The sequence below is a fragment of the Vibrio alfacsensis genome, from assembly GCF_019670485.1.
GTDB classification, from domain to species: Bacteria; Pseudomonadota; Gammaproteobacteria; order Enterobacterales; family Vibrionaceae; genus Vibrio; species Vibrio alfacsensis.
The window spans coordinates 705,741-727,479 of record NZ_AP024166.1 but is presented as its reverse complement, the minus strand read 5'-3'; the positions used below and the strand labels follow the sequence as shown (position 1 = coordinate 727,479).

At 42.2% G+C, this 21,739-nt stretch carries 21 protein-coding genes and 1 pseudogene; 16 read left to right on the top strand and 6 right to left on the bottom strand.

Going from position 1 to position 21,739, the window contains the following annotated elements; all coding sequences use genetic code 11:
- Positions 1–7: 7 nt before the first annotated feature.
- Positions 8–688: an ATP-dependent zinc protease family protein gene (locus VA249_RS17675; RefSeq protein ID WP_221072102.1), complete on the top strand. Its 681-nt coding sequence runs from the start codon at positions 8–10 to the stop codon at positions 686–688.
- A gap of 179 nt (positions 689–867) precedes the next feature.
- Here the strand turns inward: VA249_RS17675 and VA249_RS17670 are convergent, their stop codons facing one another.
- Positions 868–1,404, bottom strand: a complete 537-nt coding sequence (locus VA249_RS17670) for a hypothetical protein (RefSeq protein WP_128812924.1) — start codon at positions 1,402–1,404, stop codon at positions 868–870.
- Positions 1,405–1,603: 199 nt separating this feature from the next.
- Positions 1,604–1,975 carry a YgiW/YdeI family stress tolerance OB fold protein gene (locus VA249_RS17665; RefSeq protein WP_128812923.1) on the bottom strand — a complete coding sequence of 124 codons (372 nt, stop codon included), beginning with the start codon at positions 1,973–1,975 and terminating at the stop codon, positions 1,604–1,606.
- A 162-nt stretch (positions 1,976–2,137) separates the two neighbouring features.
- Here VA249_RS17665 and VA249_RS17660 point away from each other — a divergent pair, with 162 nt between their 5' ends.
- The 4 genes and pseudogenes from VA249_RS17660 (at position 2,138) to modC (ending at position 6,291) form a co-directional block, all read left to right on the top strand.
- Positions 2,138–3,589 carry a cobyric acid synthase gene (locus VA249_RS17660; protein ID WP_221072100.1) on the top strand — a complete coding sequence of 484 codons (1,452 nt, stop codon included), beginning with the start codon at positions 2,138–2,140 and terminating at the stop codon, positions 3,587–3,589.
- Between the two features lie 85 nt (positions 3,590–3,674).
- Positions 3,675–4,426 (top strand): annotated as a pseudogene (modA, locus tag VA249_RS17655) (molybdate ABC transporter substrate-binding protein).
- Positions 4,427–4,498: 72 nt separating this feature from the next.
- Positions 4,499–5,185, top strand: a complete 687-nt coding sequence (modB, locus tag VA249_RS17650) for a molybdate ABC transporter permease subunit (protein ID WP_221072098.1) — start codon at positions 4,499–4,501, stop codon at positions 5,183–5,185.
- Complete coding sequence (gene modC / locus VA249_RS17645) at positions 5,185–6,291, top strand: molybdenum ABC transporter ATP-binding protein ModC (protein WP_221072096.1); 1,107 nt, start codon at positions 5,185–5,187, stop codon at positions 6,289–6,291. Before modB ends, modC begins: the two co-directional genes overlap by 1 nt.
- A gap of 79 nt (positions 6,292–6,370) precedes the next feature.
- Here the strand turns inward: modC and VA249_RS17640 are convergent, their stop codons facing one another.
- Entirely contained in the window at positions 6,371–6,808 is a 438-nt protein-coding gene (locus VA249_RS17640; protein WP_221072094.1) for a DUF3069 domain-containing protein, read from the bottom strand.
- Positions 6,809–7,107: 299 nt separating this feature from the next.
- On the opposite strand from VA249_RS17640, the gene VA249_RS17635 reads away from it, so the two are divergent.
- The gene (locus VA249_RS17635) at positions 7,108–8,079 is read left to right on the top strand and encodes a GGDEF domain-containing response regulator (protein WP_221072092.1); all 972 of its coding nucleotides are present in this window, start codon (positions 7,108–7,110) and stop codon (positions 8,077–8,079) included.
- Between the two features lie 55 nt (positions 8,080–8,134).
- Here VA249_RS17635 and VA249_RS17630 read toward each other — a convergent pair whose 3' ends face one another.
- The gene (locus VA249_RS17630) at positions 8,135–8,281 is read right to left on the bottom strand and encodes a hypothetical protein (RefSeq protein WP_221072090.1); all 147 of its coding nucleotides are present in this window, start codon (positions 8,279–8,281) and stop codon (positions 8,135–8,137) included.
- 146 nt (positions 8,282–8,427) lie between these two features.
- Between VA249_RS17630 and VA249_RS17625 the strand changes: the two genes are divergently transcribed.
- Complete coding sequence (locus VA249_RS17625; protein WP_221072087.1) at positions 8,428–9,402, top strand: Solitary outer membrane autotransporter beta-barrel domain; 975 nt, start codon at positions 8,428–8,430, stop codon at positions 9,400–9,402.
- 68 nt (positions 9,403–9,470) lie between these two features.
- Here VA249_RS17625 and VA249_RS17620 read toward each other — a convergent pair whose 3' ends face one another.
- On the bottom strand, positions 9,471–10,715 hold the full coding sequence (locus VA249_RS17620) for a GGDEF domain-containing protein (protein ID WP_221072086.1): 1,245 nt from the start codon (positions 10,713–10,715) through the stop codon (positions 9,471–9,473).
- Positions 10,716–10,975: 260 nt separating this feature from the next.
- Here VA249_RS17620 and VA249_RS17615 point away from each other — a divergent pair, with 260 nt between their 5' ends.
- From VA249_RS17615 to VA249_RS17575, 9 genes are all read left to right on the top strand, one after another.
- Positions 10,976–11,344 (top strand): late competence development ComFB family protein, encoded by a 369-nt coding sequence (locus tag VA249_RS17615; protein ID WP_221072083.1) that lies wholly within the window; start codon positions 10,976–10,978, stop codon positions 11,342–11,344.
- A 43-nt stretch (positions 11,345–11,387) separates the two neighbouring features.
- The gene (locus VA249_RS17610) at positions 11,388–11,669 is read left to right on the top strand and encodes an HlyU family transcriptional regulator (RefSeq protein ID WP_221072081.1); all 282 of its coding nucleotides are present in this window, start codon (positions 11,388–11,390) and stop codon (positions 11,667–11,669) included.
- Between the two features lie 371 nt (positions 11,670–12,040).
- A complete protein-coding gene (locus VA249_RS17605) occupies positions 12,041–13,597 on the top strand; it encodes a Re/Si-specific NAD(P)(+) transhydrogenase subunit alpha (RefSeq protein ID WP_221072079.1) in 1,557 nt (518 codons plus the stop codon).
- 12 nt (positions 13,598–13,609) lie between these two features.
- Positions 13,610–15,004 carry a Re/Si-specific NAD(P)(+) transhydrogenase subunit beta gene (gene pntB, locus VA249_RS17600; RefSeq protein ID WP_221072078.1) on the top strand — a complete coding sequence of 465 codons (1,395 nt, stop codon included), beginning with the start codon at positions 13,610–13,612 and terminating at the stop codon, positions 15,002–15,004.
- Positions 15,005–15,237: 233 nt separating this feature from the next.
- Positions 15,238–16,659: a sensor histidine kinase VxrA gene (vxrA, locus tag VA249_RS17595; RefSeq protein WP_322805174.1), complete on the top strand. Its 1,422-nt coding sequence runs from the start codon at positions 15,238–15,240 to the stop codon at positions 16,657–16,659.
- Complete coding sequence (gene vxrB, locus VA249_RS17590; RefSeq protein ID WP_128812910.1) at positions 16,634–17,296, top strand: response regulator transcription factor VxrB; 663 nt, start codon at positions 16,634–16,636, stop codon at positions 17,294–17,296. Before vxrA ends, vxrB begins: the two co-directional genes overlap by 26 nt.
- Before the next feature lie 8 nt (positions 17,297–17,304).
- Positions 17,305–18,186, top strand: coding sequence for a DUF2861 family protein (locus VA249_RS17585; protein WP_128812909.1), 882 nt, complete (start codon positions 17,305–17,307; stop codon positions 18,184–18,186).
- A gap of 59 nt (positions 18,187–18,245) precedes the next feature.
- Complete coding sequence (locus tag VA249_RS17580; RefSeq protein WP_221072074.1) at positions 18,246–19,367, top strand: conjugal transfer protein TraF; 1,122 nt, start codon at positions 18,246–18,248, stop codon at positions 19,365–19,367.
- A gap of 42 nt (positions 19,368–19,409) precedes the next feature.
- A complete protein-coding gene (locus tag VA249_RS17575; protein WP_128812907.1) occupies positions 19,410–19,565 on the top strand; it encodes a YoaH family protein in 156 nt (51 codons plus the stop codon).
- A gap of 848 nt (positions 19,566–20,413) precedes the next feature.
- Here the strand turns inward: VA249_RS17575 and VA249_RS17570 are convergent.
- Complete coding sequence (locus VA249_RS17570; protein WP_221072072.1) at positions 20,414–20,788, bottom strand: hypothetical protein; 375 nt, start codon at positions 20,786–20,788, stop codon at positions 20,414–20,416.
- Positions 20,789–21,739 lie beyond the last annotated feature (951 nt).

Sequence of the window (21,739 nt, the reverse complement as noted above, 5' to 3'; positions counted from 1 at the left end):
AGAGTTGATGAAGAATTGGAAACTGATTCTGCCGCTAATGATGAGCGGTGGTCTTATTGCATGTACGTCGACACCAACGACCACACAACCTGCGGAACCAGAAACTCCGGCGATAGAGCAACCAATTGAAGTGCCGGAAGTTAAACCAGAGGTAGAACCACAGCCGTATGTCAAACCAGCAGAAAAACCGGAAACGAAACCTGAGAAAAAACCTCAGCCAAAGCCAGAACAGCCACCGAAAGTACAGAAAACACCAGACGGTATGTTAATTCTGGGATCGGAGGAATGGGTTTATGTTCCTGCGATCAAACAAACGTTTAAAGCTCGGATTGATACTGGTGCGACAACGTCTTCTATCAGTGCGACAGAAGTGGTTCCTTTTGAGCGTGATGGTAAAGATTGGGTTCAATTTAAAATTGATATTAATGGCAAAGCGAGTAAAGAGTTCAAGTTGCCAGTAGAGCGTTGGGCAAAAGTGCGTCAATCTTCTTCGGAAGAAGTGGACAAACGCGCGGTGGTTGTCGCTTATATCCAAGTGGGTGACTTAAAAGAGCAAACGGAGTTTACGTTAGCCGAACGTGGTCATATGAAGTTCCCGATCCTGCTTGGACGTAGCTTCTTCCGTGATATTGCTGTTATTGATGTCTCTAAAAAATACGTTCAGAACAAACCTAAAGTGGGAAAATAGTTACGTAGTTAACGTGCACTTTAGACGTTAATTGAACCACAAACCAAAAGCCTCTCCATCGAGAGGCTTTTATTATGGTCTACCGAACACTCTCAGTAAAACTCTCAGTTTCGTGGATAAATCACTTTCGTAGATATTAGCCACGTCTAAGGGGATTACATGATACGAAATGCCCTAGATTAAAATGCGAAGCGCGCAGACATTACCAATTGTGTTCCATACACACCGGTATTTTTAAAATCCGCACCAAGAGACAATTGTTGAGTTGAGTGGAAGCGTGCACCTACGTTGTATACGGAGTTGTTCCCCTCATTATCAATCAATTGCCCAATGCGCCCGTGAATCTCCATGTTTTGCATTAACCAAATACGAGTGCCGATGTTGACTTCGGTTTTCCATACATCGCCAATTTTGTCGCCGCCGCTTTCTTTAATGTTGTGGACGAGCATTTGGCCAAAAATATCAGCAAACTGGCCTGCAGGACCGTTAAAACCGATACCACCAGCGATGTCCCAGTCACCACTGAATTCACTGTCTGCACGGGCAATAAAGTGCGTGTTTTCTGTAAAGTATGTCGTCACTTCGCCACCGAATGTACCTGGGCTTGTACCCATACGAAATTCCATCACGTTGTAGTTGAAATTGTTAGCGTGTGCAGAAAGTGGCAAAACAGCGCATAAACCAAAGGCTGCAACCTTTAGAGCTTTACCTAGCATGGGTATCTCCGGGCAAGAATAAAATACGAATTAAAAAAATGGCCTGCAAGAAGCAGACCAAAATGTAAAACGCATGGTATTTAAGGTGTTCCGTTATACCTAGCACACTAGGACAAGGCGCTGATGCGTGTAGTTATATTGCCTAAAGAAGAGGCAAAATAGCAGTTAGATGACAACCAAAGCTGCTAGGTAGTAATCGTTACAGAACAACAATTTGTTCAACTTCGATTTCTGGTTTACTCCCGCCCTCAAACTCTCCAAATAGACGAACTTTTGTCGTGTGATCGATAGGTGATGCTAAGTGAATATCATCATCTAGCTCTACAACAATCTCGCCAGAACCGTCACTAAAGATGAATTTATCAGCGCGAGTTTGTCGGAGTAAATTCCCCTCAACCACAACGTTCTTTTCAGTAAACATATTGGAGTCTTTGATCAGGGCATCTACTTTCTCTACGGTTACTGGTCCGTTAAATTGAACGCTTGATTGAGCATGATGGTGGTCTTTAGCCATAGCGAAAGTAGGAGCGATAGCCAGTGCAGCGATTGTAGCGATAACCGTTTTGTTCATGATTTGATTCTCTAAATAGGTGTTCGTTTTTGATGGTGTTATTAAAACAAACCATATTTGAACCTTTGCTGATATGTGCATTCATATTCGATTCATTTTCTTGAGTCTCATGCAAAGATAACGTTATGATTGCACAACTTCTTTTTCTCATTAAAAGCGCTCATGAAATCAGCAATCCCTTCGTTAATGGTTCAAGGCACCACTTCAGATGCCGGAAAAAGTGTCCTTGTGGCAGGTTTATGCCGGGTTCTCGCTCGGAGAGGGATAAAGGTTGCCCCATTTAAACCACAAAATATGGCATTGAATAGCGCGGTGACCAAAGATGGTGGCGAGATAGGTAGAGCACAGGCGGTACAGGCACAAGCGAGCAATATAGAGCCAACGGTTCATATGAATCCTGTGTTGATTAAACCCAATAGTGACACCGGGGCTCAAATCATCCTTCAAGGTAAAGCGTTATCAAATATGGATGCAGTTGGTTTCCATGATTACAAGAAAGTCGCCATGGGGACGGTTCTTGATTCATTTGAACGTCTGACTGAAGAATTTGACTCTGTGATGATTGAAGGGGCAGGTAGCCCCGCTGAAATTAATTTAAGAGAAAACGATATCGCTAACATGGGGTTTGCTGAAGAAGCGGATGTGCCCGTGATTATCATTGCCGATATTGACCGAGGCGGCGTTTTTGCGCACCTATATGGCACGTTGGCGTTGTTATCGGAGTCTGAACAGGCACGGGTAAAAGGTTTTGTTATTAATCGATTCCGCGGTGACATTAGCTTACTTCAATCTGGTCTAGATTGGCTTGAAGAAAAAACAGGTAAGCCAGTGCTCGGCGTGTTGCCATATTTGCATGGATTGAATCTAGAAGCAGAAGACGCCATTACTTCACAACAAGAATTGGCGAATGAAGTAAAACTTAACGTTGTTGTTCCTGTGGTTACTCGAATCAGTAATCATACGGATTTTGATGCGTTGCGCTTAAATCCAGATATTAATCTACGATATGTCGGCAAAGGCGAAAAAATTGATAAGGCCGATCTTGTCATACTCCCAGGCTCTAAATCGGTAAGAGATGATTTAGATTATCTACGTAGCCAAGGGTGGGACAAAGATATCCAACGCCATATCCGCTTAGGTGGTAAAGTGATTGGGATATGCGGTGGCTATCAAATGCTAGGCAAGATCATCGATGATCCGCTCGGTGTAGAGGGTGAGCCAGGGCAAAGCCAAGGTCTTGGTTTACTGAATGTGAATACAGTACTCACCGATAGCAAGAAGCTCACTCATACCGAAGCTCAATTAAACCTCGATGGTCAAGTTGCGGTGGTGAAAGGATATGAAATTCATGTTGGGAAGACGATAGTACAAGAGAAACAACCTTTCATTCTTTCATCAGGAGAGTTCGAGGGCGCGATAAGTGAGTGTGGGCAGGTCATGGGCACCTATTTACATGGTCTCTTTGATGAGGCTGAAGCTTTGAGCTTGATAAGTGGTTGGGTAAACGGTAGTCAAATAAAACAACAAAACTTCGAACAACTTAAAGAACAAGGCATCAATCGTATTGCGGATGCGATAGAACAACATATGACGCTTGATTTCTTGTTTAAATAAACCATTTATTACCATTTGAAGCCTAAACAAAAGGGGATTTATCCCAATTTTCTGTTTACCACTTGTTTAGCAGCGGAGTCATTTTATGAAAGCATGGACAGTTCATGCTTGCTTAACGGCAATATTGAGTGTTTCATCATCAGCGTACGCGGCGACTGATCTCAAAATATACGCAGCGTCTTCTATGACCAATGCCATTGATGAGATTGTGCAAAAATTTGAACATAAATACGATGTATCCGTCACCTCTGTTTATGGTGGTTCATCGTCGATTGCCCGACAAATTACCAATGGTGCACCTGCGGATATTTTTATATCGGCAAACACTCAATGGATGGATTACTTGGTGGATTCAGGGGTAACTCCTCGTGACGGCGTCACTAATTTGGTTCACAATCGCCTTGTCGTGATTGCACCTAAGTCTTCCGACACTGTCAGTTTTAACTTTTCAGATTCGAATGCTTGGCATCAAGTATTAGAGGGACAGCGTCTTGCGTTAGGGAATCCAATGTCTGTCCCTGCGGGTATGTATGCCAAAGAGTCATTAACCCATCTTGGAATATGGAAAGCCTTAGAAAGACAGATTGCACCCGCCAAGAATGTACGTATGGCACTCGCACTGGTTGAAAGGGGGAAGCACCCTTAGGGATTGTTTATCAAACGGATGCTCAACTGTCGAACAAGGTGAAAATTGTCGGAGAATTAGCCGATGACTCTCATACCGCTATTATTTATCCAGCAGCTATTGTTAAAGATTCAACTGAGTCCAAACAGCTTTTTGAATATTTGCAGTCATCCGATGCGCAACAAGTATTTGCTCAGTATGGTTTCGAGTAATCAAAGTCAATGATAAGTAATCTAAGTCGGTTCTAAGTAGCCTTGCATGGTTATCAGTAATAAGGGGATAGAGTGACAGAACTTGAATACCAAGCCTTGATGTTGAGCCTTAAAGTCGGTGGATATGCGGTTATCTGGTTGATACCGCTTGGCGTAGCACTAGCTTGGATCCTTTCACGTAAATCGTTTGTTGGAAAATCAGTTTTAGACAGCTTGATTCATTTACCATTAGTCTTACCGCCAGTGGTGATTGGCTATTTGCTCTTGATTGCGCTCGGTCGACAAGGATTTCTGGGTAGTTGGCTTTATGAGCACTTTGGGCTGGTGTTTAGCTTTAATTGGAAAGGGGCTGTTGTCGCCTGTATTGTCGTCGCATTGCCATTGATGGTTCGCTCAGTACGATTGAGCCTAGATAATGTCGATCCGAAGCTAGAGCATGCAGCCTCGACGTTAGGGGCATCACCAATCAAAGTTTTTTTTACGATCACATTACCGTTAACGATACCGGGTATTATCACAGGAACAATGCTTTCGTTTGCACGCAGCCTCGGTGAGTTCGGCGCGACGATCAGCTTTGTCTCTAATATCCCGGGCGAGACTCAAACCATTCCGTTAGCGATGTACAACTTTATTGAAACGCCAGGAGCCGAAATGGAAGCGGCGCGCTTGTGTATTATTTCAATTGCACTGGCATTATCGACTTTGATGATTTCGGAATGGTTACATCGTAAAGCGACGGTAAGATTGGGAACCAAGTAATGAGTATAAAAATTGAATTTAAACAAATGCTTGGCGACACCCATTTTGATGTTGACTTGTCGTTACCGGGTAACGAAATTAGTGCGCTATTTGGCCGTTCAGGAGCAGGAAAGACGACGCTGATCAACGTTATCAGTGGTTTAGTTACCCCACACTATGGCAAAGTTATCGTTGGAGACCATGTACTTTTCGATAGCGAGAAAGGCATCAATTTACCAACCCATCAACGTAAAATTGGGTATGTGTTTCAAGAGTCTCGGTTGTTCCCACATTATTCCGTGCAGGGGAATTTACTGTACGGTGTGACAGAAAAAGACGATTCGTATTTCGATAAAGTCACAGAATTACTGGCTATTAAACCGTTGTTAAAGCGTTTTCCAATCTCGCTATCTGGCGGTGAGAAACAACGCGTTGCTATTGCAAGAGCACTTCTCTCAAAACCCAATCTACTGTTGATGGATGAACCGCTCGCTTCACTGGATATGCCACGTAAGCGAGAGGTCATGCCATTTTTGGAAGAACTCTCTGAACAAGTGAACATTCCCATTATTTATGTTACCCACAGCTTACAAGAGATCTTGCGGCTTGCGCAGCATCTAGCGATTCTTGATAGAGGTAGAATCATGACGTCTGGCAAATTGGAAGAGGTGTGGGCATCACACGCTATGCGCCCATGGCAGTCATTTTCTGACCACAGTAGCTTGTTTGAGGGTAAGATCGCTCATCATCACGATAAATATGCATTGACGTGTGTGAAGCTCGCATCGAGCGTTTGCTTATGGGTGCAGAAAATCGATGGTGAAGCTGAACAACCGATACGCCTTCAAGTTCGTGCAAATGATGTATCTATTGCATTAGAAAAACCGGTATCGACCTCAATTCGAAATGTTCTACCCGCAACGGTCGCATCCATTGAAGAGTTTAATGCAGGTGACGACAAGCAAAGTATTACAGTTTCACTTAAACTCGCTGACGAGTGCCATTTGTGGGCAACGATCACGCCATGGGCTCTCGATGATCTTAATTTAAATGTTGGTGATTCTGTTTACGCGCAAGTTAAGGGTGTTAGTGTTACGCAACGAGATATGGCTCTAGCGCATCATTAACTCAATCTTAATGATAATAAAAAGGCTGCAACTGCAGCCTTTTCGTTTTTGAGTAGTGTAAAAGTATTCCGCGAACGAATTACTTCACAAATACCTCTTTGAATTCACGCTTAAGAATAGGATCGCGACGTGCTTTCTTCATTTGCTTAACCATGTCTTTCACACAGTTGTGAAGAACATTGTCAAGAAGTTGAGAGCGGTACTCTTCCTTGTCTTGATCTGTCATGCTTTCTGGCAGATTTAGCGTAGGGAACTCTTCCATTACATTTAGACCTGCGAATGCTTGGCCTACTGATACTAAAGCGTGGAATTGCTCAAAGTTGTCCAGAATGTTTTGTGCACTTGCTGGCATTTCGTCCCAAGACGCACGAACTGCTTCTTCAGACACTTCATGGATAGAGGTAACCATCTCGAACATTTCTTCTGGAACTCCGTCAAATTCGATAACTTTACGTAGTTCAGGAGAAATGGTTTCTAGATCGATTTTTTTGATTTCGTTGTTAGTTGCTTCTGACATGGTGTGTCTCTCGTTACAAAAGGCGGGAATATTAATACCAAATGCATCAAATAGCTACCATAAGAACCATTTGAATACGTGACCATTAAACAAAAAATATAGCACGAAAATTGATATCTTCGATTTAAGGTTATTTGTTAGACATGAAAGGCACTTGTTAATGGTAAGAATAGAGCAATAACAATAGAGCAATTGTTCTTTATCGGTTTAGAGTTCACGAGTACAAGTCATTGTTCCTTGCTGGACATTAGAGAAATGATATATCTTTGAAAGATACCGATAAGAAGAAAGGATTCTTTATGCAACTGACCGGAACATCAATGCGCATTCTATTGGTGGATGACATTCAGATTGAACGCATGCAGCTAGCGATACGTCTGAAACAGCAGGGACATGAAGTTAAAGCCGTTGGCAGCGGTATTGAAGCGCTTGGTGTCTATAAAGACTTTGACCCTGAGTTAGTCTTGTTGGACATATCAATGCCCGATATGGATGGCTTTGAGTTAGCATTTCATATTCGTGAGTCATTCCCAGAATGGATACCTATAATCTTTCTTAGCGGACACGAAGAGCCTGAGATGATTGCTAAGGCCATTGATGTTGGTGGGGACGATTATCTAATAAAGCCAGTCGATAAGTTGGTTTTAACGTCAAAGTTGATGGCGATGCAGCGTATTGCACAAATGAGGCGAGAGCTAAAACAAGCAACCGCTCAACTAGAAAAAGTGAACCAATGGCTAAAAAATCAAGCCAATGAAGATGGCCTTACCGGATTGTACAACCGGCGCTACATGGATAAAAAACTCCAATCTATGCTTGCCTGGCATGGTCGTCAAAATGCGCCAATGACGGTGATATTATTAGATGTTGATTACTTCAAACCGTTCAATGACAACTATGGACACTTAGAGGGAGACCGATGTCTACAAGCTCTAGCAGATCAGCTAAGAACGACCTTTAATCGAGCAGAAGAATACGTGGGCCGTTATGGCGGTGAAGAATTCGTTGTTTTATTGAGCAACACTAATGAAATTCAAGCAGAACAAGAAGCGAAGCGTGTAAAACAAGCGGTTGATAATCTTAACTACCCACATGAGTATTCTTATACATCAACAAGAGTGACGGTGTCACAAGGTGTATTTTCGTTTGTTCCTTTTGGTAAGGAAAAGCTCGAAGATATTTATTCGGAAGCGGATATTGCCATGTACCAATCGAAATCAGATGGCAGAAATACATACACCTTGAGAAGTTCAATAAAATCTGAAAGTTAACGCGACTTAATGTTGAACAATATTAAAGCATATTGATTGGTATTTCTGTTTATGCTTAGTATTTTTGTTTATTCCTAGCACTGTCAGTTACATTGTCACATGCAGGCCGTTGTTTGTGCAAATTTGAAGCACCTTTCACGAGTGGTGCATACTGGTGACAACGTGCTTGTTCTGTCGCAAACGTTTCACTTGTGATAGTCATCCTTTCTCTAGTTTTATATCGGTTAAATGACCAATAAAGCGTTTGCAATTCTTCTATATTGGCGCCAAAATCGCGCGCCCTTGGTTCATAGGAAGATGAACACATAACCTAGGTCATGGAACGACGTTTACTCGTTTAAATGAGATATGCGTAAGTTGGTTTGTTTGGCGATGTGCTTCGCCTCTTCAGCATCGTATGCCGGTACGGTCGGAAAACAATTAGAAAAAGAATTCGATTATAATTTTGCATCCAGCATTGTTCTTTCCGATAGCGATGTGTTTACTGTCGGTTTCTCCGACTTTGATCCGAATGAATATTTGAATTTAGATGATGAGTCACTTGGCGATGAGGAATCGGTAGATCTAAGGAAAAAGATCACTGTCATGTCACTTCCTTTTAGTGTTCCCGTAAGAAATTATCGTTATTCGCCTTACCAAACAAAGGTCAATGGGCGAGGCTATTTGTTGTCTAGCCAACAGAAAGTGCATGCTTTAGATTCTGCGATGGCAGATGACTTAGATGAATTGATCTTGGGTGGATACCTAGAGATGGAGCATGAGGCCTATTTGTCGCGCAGTGTATCGCTAAGCGGTGCTGCAGGTACGCATCTTATGTATTATCAGAATGATTACGCTTACCGAAGTGATGCACTTCTTGATTACAAAGATCAGATCGATGGTGTCTATGTAAATACCAATTCACTTGCGATGGTAGGGGAAATTAACGCGACACTTAAGTACTCACAAAACGGCCATTTCGGAAATTGGTATTTCTGGTCCTCACCACACTACTTTAATGGCGTAGGCGTCAATTTAGGGGACGGAAATAACACGGTTAATCCAGAGGGTTGGTATTGGGTAAACGGCATAAAAGTCTTTTATCGGCTTGCGATTTGGCAAAACATGGTTCAGTCGTTTTACACCAGCTTTAACCGCGTTGACGTTGGCGGCGATACAGAAAAGCCACTCAACACGGACCATTACTACGAGGCAAGCATGGGGTGGTTAATGACACCGCCATTCAATATTCCATTGGTGACAAACGTTGGGGTTGGATTAAGTTTAAATTACGGAAGTGCATTTAAAGGTGGCAGCCTAGTATTCTTCTTTAACCAAATGTAATGATACCAATCGTCGAAAGTAACACGTTATTCTCGCTGGGAACGGCATTATTAGGCTTCGAGTAAAGATCAAGCACGGCTGAACTTCACGCAGTTTCGGCCGGCTTTTTTGGCTTTATATAAAGCATCATCTGCTAATTTAATTGTCTCAAGCGGGTTTCGTGCACTGCGACTGTCTGCCACACCAAAGCTAGCGGTGACAGATACCGTTTTGTTCTTAGAACTGGCAGTACCACGTTGTTTTTTACCTTGCTTATTGTCATCTGGGCGAGAATCTTGATCTCTGAGCGTCATTTTATACTGGGCAATGGCTTCACGTGTTTCTTCTAAATATTCTTCACACTCTTCGGAGTGTTTCCCTTTAAACACAATGGTAAATTCTTCACCACCAAATCGATAAACTTTTGCTCCTCCTTGAGTTTTCATAATACGTGCGGCTACCATTCTCAGGACATCGTCACCGGTATCATGCCCATAAGTGTCATTAAATTTTTTAAAGTGATCGACGTCGAGCATGGCGATCGTAAACTTTCTGCCCATATGTTTAAGATCGAGGTCCAAAGCGCGTCGACTAGGGATTAAAGTGAGGCTATCGGTGAAAGCAAGTTGGTGACTCGCTGACGTTGAATAAACGATGATCAATAGACCCGTTAAGGTAAACATTGTACTTGAGATATATTGAACGTCGAAGAAGATGAAAGTCGCGCTTGCTAAGACCATCGCAGAGTAAGTCATCGCATGGATAATCTTGTTTTTCTTAAGAACAAGTATGCCAAGAAAACAAACAATACCAATGCAATAGAGCACAAGCACCAGCGGCAATTTGGACACGGCGGGTACAATAAAAAGAATACTGTCAGTCCATTCATCAAATCCACCAACCACGTAATATGTTAAGGTCACGTAAGACCAAAAAATAAACATAAGCAGTAAAGCAACGTAGGTCAGTGTGGCTTTTGAATCGAAGCCTTCTTTGTTGAATAAGAATACCGCGAGAAAGGAGACGGGTAATAGCGTTGCTAATATAGTGAGTTCGAGGAGTGTTGTGCCCGTTTGCAAGGGTGTCTGAAGTCGATTTTGGATGACGAAGTATGCAAACAACATGGCGATACACACCATCGATTCTCGCCCTTGCTTAAAGGAGTAGCATAGAATTAATGCACAACCGAGCAAAATATACGGCATATTCGCAGCGATGCCCCAGTTAGACTGGGTCATTTGAACAATGTGGTCCATTCCTAGGCCGATTGCTCCCATTAATACAATGGGGAAAGCAAACCTAAAGCCGGGTGAGGTCATTAAAGATGATGCCATCTACAACAAATTACCTACTTAATTTATCGACAGTTCCTGTATGAAGCGAATAAATGAGTTGTAGCCAAATGCACATTATTAACACTTCCGAAACTAACAAGAATACGTGTATTTACGAAATTGCCAAGTATTTTGCAGTAAGTGAGGATAAAAAGAGAGAGGTTGATTAAATTTAAATCAATCAACAAGTTGCACTGTGTTATTGACTGCTATACTTTCGTTGTAATCAAAAGCTAGGGTAAGACAAAGGAGAGAGAACGATGCAAATTAGTTCAGATGTTCACAATTATATGGAAACCTTAGTCGGGCAAGTACTGAGTACAGATACTTACATTCAACAGTTCACGAATGAGCAACTCGCAGATATTGCTTGTTTGGCCTTAACCCAACTCAAACCGATTTACATTCGCCATGATATCGATTTTCTTTCTGCCCTTCCGGAAGATAAGTTAACACGGTTTAAAAATAGCGTTGATATTGCTCTAGAAAACGCAACGAATATGATTCAACAAGATAGAAGAACGAATCGTAACAATGATGTGCCTGTAATTTTCTCTCATAAAAGTTATGATGAGGACAAAGAACTGGAGTGGTTTGAACAACCAATCTTAAACATCAATTCAAAGTAGTTTGTGCATTTTTTTGCTAAATTGCACACCCCTAGGAGGAACCGTGGGATTTTTTTCGCGCTTGTTTGGTGGCGGTAAAAGTACTGCCGAAGTAAAAAACATCGAGCCTATCGAGTATAAAGGCTTTTTGATCTACCAAGATAGCATTTCTGAAAATGGGCAATATCGTATTGCTGGTCGAATTGAAAAAGAATTTGATGGAGAGGTGAAAAGTCACCGCTTCATTCGATCTGACCTGCTTGGTTCAGAACAAGATGCGAATGAACTGATGTTAAAAAAATCGCAGATGTTCATTGATCAAATGGGTGAAAAAATCTTCGATTGAGATCTGACGGTAACTTGATTCCAATCATCTATGAAAGAGCCATTAGTGTATATGCTGATGGCTCTTTTTGTTTTTAAGCTCAAATTATTTGTAAATTAAGCACTTAGTTAGCTTCTGGTTGGACCACACTGTAGTCCGAATGGTCGTGGTTATTTTTCAATCCTGAGAGGAAGATTCACCATGACTAGGCGTTATATGTAATGAATTTTTGTATTTTTGTTACAAAATGCTTGAAGTCACTGTGTACGTTAGATACAAAAGAATGAGTGACGCTTTGCTTTTCTCAAACGACTTATGGGCAGTTTTGTCAAAGTTTGTTTGGCATGGGGAATAGAAATTACTAATAGATATGTATACAAGGAGTATGCGTTTTGCAAATCGGTGTACCTAGAGAAATACTCGCAGGAGAATCGCGAGTAGCTGCATCACCTAATTCGGTTGCGCAGTTAATTAAATTGGGATTCGATGTTGTGATCGAATCACAAGCGGGGGTGCTAGCCAGTTTCGACGATGCGGCTTATGAAGCGGCAGGAGCGACAATTGTATCTAGTGAAGAAGTTTGGAATTCTGGTCTCATTCTAAAAGTGAATGCGCCTATTGTTGATGCCGAAAAAGGCCTTGATGAAATCGCTTTACTTCAAGATGGGGCAACACTTGTTAGCTTCATTTGGCCGGCTCAAAATGCGAAGTTAATGGAACAACTCTCTAGCAAGAACATTAACGTTCTCGCTATGGATGCTGTTCCTCGTATTTCACGTGCTCAAGCGCTCGATGCACTCTCTTCTATGGCTAATATCGCTGGTTATCGTGCCGTCGTTGAAGCTGCTCATGAGTTTGGTCGTTTCTTCACTGGTCAAATCACTGCCGCAGGTAAAGTTCCGCCGGCTAAAGTATTGGTTGCGGGCGCTGGTGTTGCAGGTCTTGCTGCAATCGGTGCTGCAGGTAGCCTTGGTGCTATCGTTCGCTCTTTTGACGTTCGTCCTGAAGTAAAAGAGCAAGTTGAATCGATGGGTGCAGAGTTCCTAACCGTAGACTTCAAAGAAGATTCCGGTTCAGGTGACGGCTACGCAAAAGAAATGTCGGATGAATTCAACAAGAAAGCAGCGGAGCTATACGCAGAACAAGCAAAAGACGTTGATATCATTATCACCACCGCTCTAATTCCAGGCAAACCTGCGCCTACGCTCATCACCAAAGAAATGGTCGATAGCATGAAAGCCGGTAGCGTGATCGTTGATCTTGCTGCCGCAAATGGTGGTAACTGTGAATACACAGTAAAAGATCAAGTGATTACAACGGCGAACGGCGTGAAGATCGTTGGTTACACCGATATGGTAGGTCGCCTGCCAACGCAATCTTCTCAGCTTTATGCAACCAACCTTGTAAACCTTATAAAACTGCTGTGCAAAGAGAAAGACGGCAACATCAACATTGATTTTGAAGATGTTGTACTTCGCGGCGTCACAGTGGTGAAAGCGGGCGAGATCACTTGGCCAGCGCCACCGATTCAGGTTTCTGCGCAGCCACAAGTTAAACCGCAAGAGCCGATTAAAAGAGAACCTAAAGTTGAAGAGCCAACGTCACCAGTTAAGAAGTTTGGTGCATTAGCCGTTGGTTTGGGCGCATTTGCTTGGGTTGCTTCTGTAGCGCCGGCAGCGTTCCTATCTCACTTCACCGTATTCGTTCTGGCCTGTGTGGTTGGTTACTACGTAGTTTGGAACGTAACACACGCACTGCATACACCGCTTATGTCTGTAACCAACGCGATTTCAGGTATCATCGTAGTAGGTGCGTTGCTACAAATTGGTCAGGGTAATGGTGTCGTTACCTTCCTATCATTCATTGCTGTACTCATTGCAAGCATAAACATCTTTGGTGGCTTTACTGTGACCAAACGTATGCTCGAAATGTTCCGCAAAGATAAATAATAGGAGTAACCAATGTCTGCAGGATTAGTACAAGCGGCATATATAATTGCTGCGTTATTTTTCATTTTAAGTCTCGCGGGACTGTCTAAACAAGAATCGGCAAGAAAGGGGAACTACTACGGTATTGCGGGTATGGCGATTGCGCTTATTGCGACAATCTTTAGCCCGAATGCGGAGGGGTTTGTTTGGGTCATCATCGCTATGGTTATTGGTGGTAGCATCGGTATCCACTATGCAAAAAAAGTAGAAATGACTCAAATGCCAGAACTGGTTGCTATTCTACACAGCTTTGTAGGTATGGCAGCAGTATTGGTAGGTTACAACAGCTACTTAGAGCCGCCTGCGCCAGTATCAACGGACCTCGCTGGTATGCACGCTGAGCACGTGATCCACCTTGTGGAAGTCTTCCTTGGTGTGTTCATCGGTGCGGTAACCTTTACTGGTTCAGTGGTTGCGTTTGGTAAGCTACGCGGAACGATTTCTTCTTCGCCACTTAACTTGCCTCACAAGCACAAAATGAACCTAGCGGCGATCGTCGTTTCTACGCTTCTTATGATTTACTTCGTAAAAGCGGATGGCAGTATGTTCGCACTGATCGTAATGACGCTGATCGCATTCGCATTCGGTTACCACTTAGTGGCGTCTATCGGTGGTGCAGATATGCCAGTTGTGGTTTCAATGTTGAACTCATACTCAGGTTGGGCAGCGGCAGCAGCAGGTTTTATGCTTGCAAACGACCTACTGATCGTAACGGGTGCACTAGTTGGTTCTTCGGGTGCGATCCTTTCTTACATCATGTGTAAAGCTATGAACCGTTCGTTTGTTAGTGTTATTGCAGGAGGCTTTGGACAAGAAGTTGTGATTTCAAGTGATGAAGAGCAGGGCGAACACCGCGAAACTTCTGCTGAAGAAGTCGCAGAAATGCTGAAGAACTCAAAATCAGTGATCATCACTCCGGGATACGGTATGGCAGTAGCTCAAGCACAATACCCAGTGCATGAGATCACAGAGAAGCTTCGAGCTCAAGGCATTGACGTTCGCTTTGGTATTCACCCTGTAGCGGGCCGTCTACCTGGCCACATGAACGTTCTACTGGCAGAAGCAAAAGTCCCTTACGATATCGTACTAGAGATGGACGAGATCAACGATGACTTCCCACAAACAGATACCGTTTTGGTTATCGGCGCGAACGACACAGTAAACCCAGCTGCACTTGAAGATCCAAACAGCCCAATTGCAGGTATGCCAGTATTGGAAGTTTGGAATGCGCAAAATGTGGTTGTATTCAAACGTTCAATGAATACGGGCTATGCTGGCGTTCAGAACCCATTGTTCTTCAAAGAAAACACATCAATGTTGTTCGGTGATGCAAAAGAAAGCGTAGAGGCAATCTTTAAAGCGTTATAGCGACAAACGAATAAAAAAACATTGTTAATTGTTGGGTCAGCAATATGCTGGCCCTTTTTTTATCGATTCGTTTGTATTTTTACCTATTCGTTTCTTTTTTATCCAATTGTTATAGTACTGCAAATCCTTGATCCTCCTAATGTCTTTTGTTTGATGATTGATGTATAGTTCTGGTTAATGTGAATAGTAACGGTAACAGTTTGATTAAAAAGTTTTTGCTCCGTTCTGCCTTAATGCTACCTCTTATATCGGTAAGTGCATTTGCAGATTCATTACCAGAACGAATAGATACGTTTACAGAGCTTTTTAATTATGAACAAGCCCTTAAATCGTACGATATACGCATACTTCAATCTAACTACCCAACCAAACTTCTTTCACCGGATTCAATGCTCCCTCAAACAGCTGATTATCCGTTGAAAGACATACAGCAGTTGTACCGATTGGCAAATACTTGTCGCGGGAAATTGCCACTCAGCCCTTTAATTACCGAACCTCTCGTTTTTACGCGTGCCTTATGCAAAGGAACGAAATTAACACCTAGATGGTTCTCACGTAGTGGGTTGATTCATCCAGGAGGCGGGAGTTACGCAGCCAGATATGCAGAAAAATACCCGGAGCTCCGCAGTGTGCTCGCTCAGTATATGCATATCAAAGAGCGTAATAACGAAGAGGGTGATGAACTGCTTGCTAGCCTTCAGCATATGGATGATGATGCCATAAATGCGCTTATTGGTGGTGCAAGTATGTTTATTGAAGACCAAGAGTTATGGCTGAGAAGAGGCGATCACTACTTTGTATTCAGTAAAGATGTTTGGAAAGAAAACGTAGATATCGCAGGCTTGTCGTTTGGATTAGCCTCGGAGAGCAGAAGTTGTTTCGTAAAACGCGGCAACGTTTGCTGGGATGTGGAAGATCACTCCCAAGTGTTGAGGATCAGCATGATCGTCCTTGTTATTGCGAACATATTGCTCGTGATTGGCTGGGCGGTCTACCGTTGGAACAGTAAGCGAGAAGAAATGCGCAGCCGGATGCTGGTTCTTCAGATTCTGACCCATGAGTTAAGAACACCAATTGCGTCTTTGTCTCTAACGGTAGAAGGATTTCGGCGTGAGTTTGAACACTTACCTGAGAGTGTATACGATGAGTTTCGTCGCTTATGTGAAGACACTCGTCGTTTAAGACAGCTTGCTGAAGCAAGTAAAGATTACCTTCAGTCAGATAATCAAATGCTTGCCACAGATTGGGTTCCATCTGTAGCAGAGTGGCTTGAATATAAGATTGAAGAAGAGTTTGAAAACGCGGTACAGTTCAGTATTAATGAAGATATCGCGGCCAAACTTAACGTATACTGGCTAGGCACCTGTATCGATAATTTATTACGCAATGCACTCAAGTATGGCGTAGCACCGGTCGAATTAAATGTAATGACCAGTGAAGAAAAAATAGTTATCCAAGTCCAAGATGCTGGCGATTTGACGGCTAAAGATTGGTCAAACTTAAGAAAGCCATTCGTAAGTAAGAGTGGGTTAGGGCTTGGATTAACAATTGTTGAATCTATGGTAGGCCGCATGGGCGGAAAAATGTCCTTAATGGGACCACCTACAACCTTTATATTGGAGATACCTTGTGAAACAGACACTGCTACTCGTTGAGGACGATAAAAACTTGGCTGACGGCCTGTTAGTAAGCCTGGAACAAGCAGGATACGAGTGTTTGCATGTGGAGCGTATTTCAGACGTAGAACCACAGTGGAAAAAGGCTGATTTAGTCATTTTAGACCGCCAGTTACCAGATGGTGACTCTGTAAATCATCTTCCTGAATGGAAAAAAACCAAGGATATTCCAGTTATTTTGCTTACTGCACTTGTAACGGTTAAAGACAAAGTAGCAGGCTTAGACTCGGGTGCAAACGACTACCTAACGAAACCATTTGCTGAAGCAGAACTGTTTGCGCGTATCCGTGCTCAACTTCGTGCTCCAGATTCTGCCGATCAAGACAATGCAGATAAAGTAACAGCAAAAGATCTTGAAATTGATCGTGCGACTCGCGAAGTAGTATTCAAAGGTGACATGATCACGCTAACTCGCACAGAATTTGATCTTCTGCTGTTTTTAGCATCAAATCTTGGTCGTGTATTTACACGAGATGAGTTACTTGACCACGTTTGGGGTTATAACCATTTCCCAACGACTCGTACTGTGGATACGCATGTCCTTCAGCTACGTCAAAAGCTCCCAGGTCTTGAGATCGAAACGCTTCGTGGCGTTGGTTACAAAATGAAAGCGTAATATCGATAATGAAAACACTACTTCCTGTAGTCCTATCATTAATGATCATAAAACCAGTCCAAGCAATGGACTGGTTTCAATCTAATACTCCTTTAACCCAAGCGCACCAACATCTTCTTGAAGATGACCTCGGTGCAATGTTCAACTCACTGGTTGAGCTTTGGCAAAGTGAACCCAACAAACGCGTTACGCCTTATCTCAATGACCTATTAGGGCAATCGTTGTCCAAAGACTGTGGTAAATCTTTAAGTAGTATTGCTTTGCCTGAGTGGATAAGCGGTGTTAACGTCATCCGACAAACCATTCAAAGTCCCGGTCGTGACACTTATCGATTGGTTGTAAAGCTTCGCTCAACAACGGATATCGATGAAATTTCATTTCGACGCTGGGTCGACACGACCATTTCCGCAGACAGCTCTTTCAGTCACGAGCAACCAATACCAGGTACGGAGTTACTTAATGAGCGCAATTATTTAAAGCGATATAACTTAACAGGCAAAGTTGAAGCCGGTTTATATCATTTATCTATTGTAGCTAAAGATGGACGTTCCTACCGTACGTGGGTAATTCTTGGCGATTCCAGCTCTTCACAATATGTTCGTTGGACATCAAAAGAAAACTGGAAAGTAGAGAAAAGTGCGTTAAGAAACCCACACTGCCCATTGCCTCAATTAGAAGTAGGACTCTTTGACTATGTTGATGGACAGTACGATCAAGTCTGGAATAAAACCTATGAATCTAACTACCCAAACGCGTTGGAGTTAGATGGGATCCCAAATGATCGTTATGTTTTAGCGGTAAGTATCAATAGTCGACGTTGGCAAGGGGAGATAATTGTTGAGCAAGCTCAAACTATTAGTCGAACTTATGATGTTTCTCAAGAAGAATAGTTAAAGAAACTGCACTTGTGCCGATATAAGTTCAGGACGAACTAAAGTACAAGTGTAGTATGAAAACCCAATTAAAAATTTTAGCTGCCATGATATCTTCCGCTGCTTTTAGCGGCGTTGCTTTTGCTGGAACTTATGCCGTCGAAGCAAGGAGTGATGCGATGGGTGGTGTCGGCACAGTGGCTGCTTCTTATCTTACCGCGCCATTTTTCAATCCAGCTCTCACTGCAATTTATCGACGTAATGATGATGCAGGTATGATCGTACCAAGCTTTGGTATTAACTATAATGACCAAGATAACATCATCGATACCATTGATAGAATTGGGAAAATGAACCCGAGTGATCCTAACTTGGGCACAGAATTAAAAAATCTGGGCAATAGTACGATGAATTTCGATCTTGGGGGCGTGGTGGCTGTCGGGATTCCAAACCGGTTTTTATCTGCCACGGCTTACGGAAAGCTTTATACCGAATCTTTTGTCCAACCAGAAATCACGGACCTTACCGATATAAATAAAAACTACGTGCGTGGGGTATCAATCGGTGTAGCAGAAGCGGGGATCTCGCTGGCGAAGTACACCAACTTCATGAACCAGCACATGTCATTCGGTATTACTCCTAAGCTTCAGCGAATTTATACTTATTCATACGCAACAAGCTTTGCGGCCTTTGATACCAAAAACCTCCGTGAGAATGAAACTGCAGAGACAATGTTTAATCTCGATGCTGGTGCTCTGTGGTTTTTCGGTCCATATCGCTTAGGTATTTCAGCCAAAAACCTAATGGGTCGAGACATTAGCACTAAAGCATTCATCTATAATGGAACCACAACAATCGCATCTGAAGATTACAGTATGCGCCCGGTCTATACCGTGGGGGCGGGTTACGTTGCGGATTACTTTTCAGCAAGTGTTGATTATGATTTGAATGAAGAGAAAAAATTCTCGTCGTTTGATGATAACACTCAGATGTTAAGAGTAGGTGTGGAAGTAGACTTGCTTCGTCAACTTGCCCTTCGTGCAGGCTATAAGAAAAATCTTGCTTACTCAGACAACGAGGGGACCATTACGGCGGGTATAGGGCTCACACCACTGAATCTCATTGAGTTAGACATTGCAGCGCAATATACAAATGAAAATGCAATGGGTGCATCGATTAATTTCCTTGCGACGTATTAAGCGAATCGTTATAGTCAGCTCCTTATATTGAGGAGCTTTTTTATGTTTGACGATTTACCACCTCTGTCTCATCAAGAACAACAACGAGCTGTAGAGCAAATTCAAGAATTGATGGCAAAGGGCACCAGCACCGCAGAAGCCATTAAAATAGTTGCTCAGCAAATCCGAGCGGAATACGCCGCCAAACAGCAAGACTGATCAATCACAAAGAGCAGGGTACAGACCCTGCTTTTTTACGCCTGCCTTATACCTTACTTACCCAAGCTCATTCTCTAAACTTTAACGATCGTCCGCGATAAACAACGGATTACGTTACAGTGTATCGTTTGTTCCTTTCAGGCCTATAAATATCTGAGCAGGTAAAGTTAATAAAATTTTACTTATCGACTTTTACCCACCAAAGGTTAACTAAGTAACCAGGCTTAGATATTTCATGCTTACTGGTTATAAGCCATATAAAACAGTAAGTTACAGTAGAACTTTAATCTTATGAGTAAATAGGGTGAATAGTTAGATGTAATTAAATTACAAAAAGAAAACCTGACGAACTGTTAGCTAGTGAATTGTTCTGCGAGCAGCAAAAAGAGACATTGTCACGTATATCTCACTAAAAATATCTAATGATAATGGTAGCTGTGCAAACAGTGAGTACTTGCAGTCTCTTACTTTGCTAAATATGAATTGAGACTAAGGAATGTTGAAATCAGCAACAAAGCCGATAAATGGGATAGGTAAGAGGCGATTTATAACACCACATTTTGATCAGTTTCAAACGCAAGTTTTTACGATCTCTAAGGTACGGATTTGTTTTTGCGTGACACTGTAGCGTATCAGCTAAGCAAATTCTCTTGCCGTGATTTAGCGTTACCGCTTGGCAGTTGCCACGCTAAGTCTTCATTATAGGTATAGCTTCAAGTTACGCTGTCACTATAGTTTGGCTGGTGAGTATTGTGAAAGTAATGGGGAAATAGGTAGGTTTTTGTGGAATGGTAAATAGTTAAAAACCGAGTACACATGGTGTACTCGGCTTGTATTTTTTGATGATATTACTTGTCCGCGAGGTCGAGTTTCAGCTCGCCGTGCTCTGAGTAATGGGATATGACTTCTTGACTACACTTGGTCCCTTCACATGTGTTAATGGCGATCAGTTGATTCTTTTTATTGTAGTATCGCGTAATGTGTTTTTGACCTTGAATCTCACGAACGCCTGTCCAATCATTGCCGTTTTTATCGACGCCATCAAGAAACGACTTCCCATCGACAACAATTGTTTTCTTTTTCCAAATTGCATCACCATTTTGACTTTGACAGTACTCATAGTGCGCGTTCCCAGAAGCTGTATCTTGGCAGTTTTTTGCATGAGAAACAGTGGGTAACATTAAAGACAGAATCGGTAATATTATTCGAAATGTGTTGTTCATTTTTCTAGCTTTTTGACGCAGATATTTCAACGCGAATTATCAACATTTTGAAATATAAAAACGTGATCTCGTTCAATTGTTTGCACGAAAGAACGTCGCACCTATGAATTTAGCGTCTCATATGCAAAGAAATTATAGCTCTCGAGACGCGCTATTCACGGATTTTTGCTCTTTAGGATAGGTCGTTCAGTAATTGTTATTCTTTGCCTGTTTTAACCTTAAACTCTTTGCTGTGTCCTGGCTAAGTCCCTAACACAAACTGAGACTCGAGCATCATTTTTGAATGCTGGATATGCCACGATGCGCACTTGTAAAGTGTATGTCGAGTATTCAAAAATGATTGAAATAATTGCAATGTAATTCGTTCTGCGACACAGTTCTGCTAATGCCAAAAATCAAAGTGATTTAACAATTTACAAATGAGGCTCGATAATTTTGTTGTCGCTGCAGCGTCGACTTGTCGTAAGCATTTTTCACAAACATCTGGGATACTGGGATAGTACCAAGTTTTAAAATCTCTTTGTCATTCATAGTTACTAACATACCAAATACCTCCAAGCAAACATAGGACAGATTCACTTGTAAATATTAGGATATTATCGCTTTGGGCTTACAGATTCAGTGCGCATTATGTATATTATGTTAAATATAGCATGGTTGTATTCGTAATCTACAATACTTTGGGCTCCTATTCCTCTCAGATTTTAAAATCCGACGGATTTTATCAGCATCATTAAACATAATCGTTATTTACCATCTCTATGATGAGTACCTTGTACATGGTTGGTTATACTCTACAAAATGGCTTTAAATCAATTGGTTAATATCATTTTGCTTCCTATGCCTCAACCACCTGTACATGTACATGCCTCATTTCGCACTATATTGATGCTATTTTACCAACGGTGTACATGTACATATCGCCACTCATGTACAATTAAACATAATGGC

Bases quoted from the DNA above. Each gene is read 5' to 3' on its own strand.
- VA249_RS17675 (WP_221072102.1), top strand. From the start codon at position 8: ATGAAGAATTGGAAACTGATTCTGCCGCTAATGATGAGCGGTGGTCTT.
- VA249_RS17670 (WP_128812924.1), bottom strand. From the start codon at position 1,404: ATGCTAGGTAAAGCTCTAAAGGTTGCAGCCTTTGGTTTATGCGCTGTT.
- VA249_RS17665 (WP_128812923.1), bottom strand. From the start codon at position 1,975: ATGAACAAAACGGTTATCGCTACAATCGCTGCACTGGCTATCGCTCCT.
- VA249_RS17660 (WP_221072100.1), top strand. From the start codon at position 2,138: ATGAAATCAGCAATCCCTTCGTTAATGGTTCAAGGCACCACTTCAGAT.
- modC (WP_221072096.1), top strand. From the start codon at position 5,185: ATGAGTATAAAAATTGAATTTAAACAAATGCTTGGCGACACCCATTTT.
- VA249_RS17640 (WP_221072094.1), bottom strand. From the start codon at position 6,808: ATGTCAGAAGCAACTAACAACGAAATCAAAAAAATCGATCTAGAAACC.
- VA249_RS17635 (WP_221072092.1), top strand. From the start codon at position 7,108: ATGCAACTGACCGGAACATCAATGCGCATTCTATTGGTGGATGACATT.
- VA249_RS17630 (WP_221072090.1), bottom strand. From the start codon at position 8,281: ATGACTATCACAAGTGAAACGTTTGCGACAGAACAAGCACGTTGTCAC.
- VA249_RS17625 (WP_221072087.1), top strand. From the start codon at position 8,428: ATGCGTAAGTTGGTTTGTTTGGCGATGTGCTTCGCCTCTTCAGCATCG.
- VA249_RS17620 (WP_221072086.1), bottom strand. From the start codon at position 10,715: ATGGCATCATCTTTAATGACCTCACCCGGCTTTAGGTTTGCTTTCCCC.
- VA249_RS17615 (WP_221072083.1), top strand. From the start codon at position 10,976: ATGCAAATTAGTTCAGATGTTCACAATTATATGGAAACCTTAGTCGGG.
- pntB (WP_221072078.1), top strand. From the start codon at position 13,610: ATGTCTGCAGGATTAGTACAAGCGGCATATATAATTGCTGCGTTATTT.
- vxrA (WP_322805174.1), top strand. From the start codon at position 15,238: ATGCTACCTCTTATATCGGTAAGTGCATTTGCAGATTCATTACCAGAA.
- VA249_RS17585 (WP_128812909.1), top strand. From the start codon at position 17,305: ATGAAAACACTACTTCCTGTAGTCCTATCATTAATGATCATAAAACCA.
- VA249_RS17580 (WP_221072074.1), top strand. From the start codon at position 18,246: ATGAAAACCCAATTAAAAATTTTAGCTGCCATGATATCTTCCGCTGCT.
- VA249_RS17575 (WP_128812907.1), top strand. From the start codon at position 19,410: ATGTTTGACGATTTACCACCTCTGTCTCATCAAGAACAACAACGAGCT.
- VA249_RS17570 (WP_221072072.1), bottom strand. From the start codon at position 20,788: ATGAACAACACATTTCGAATAATATTACCGATTCTGTCTTTAATGTTA.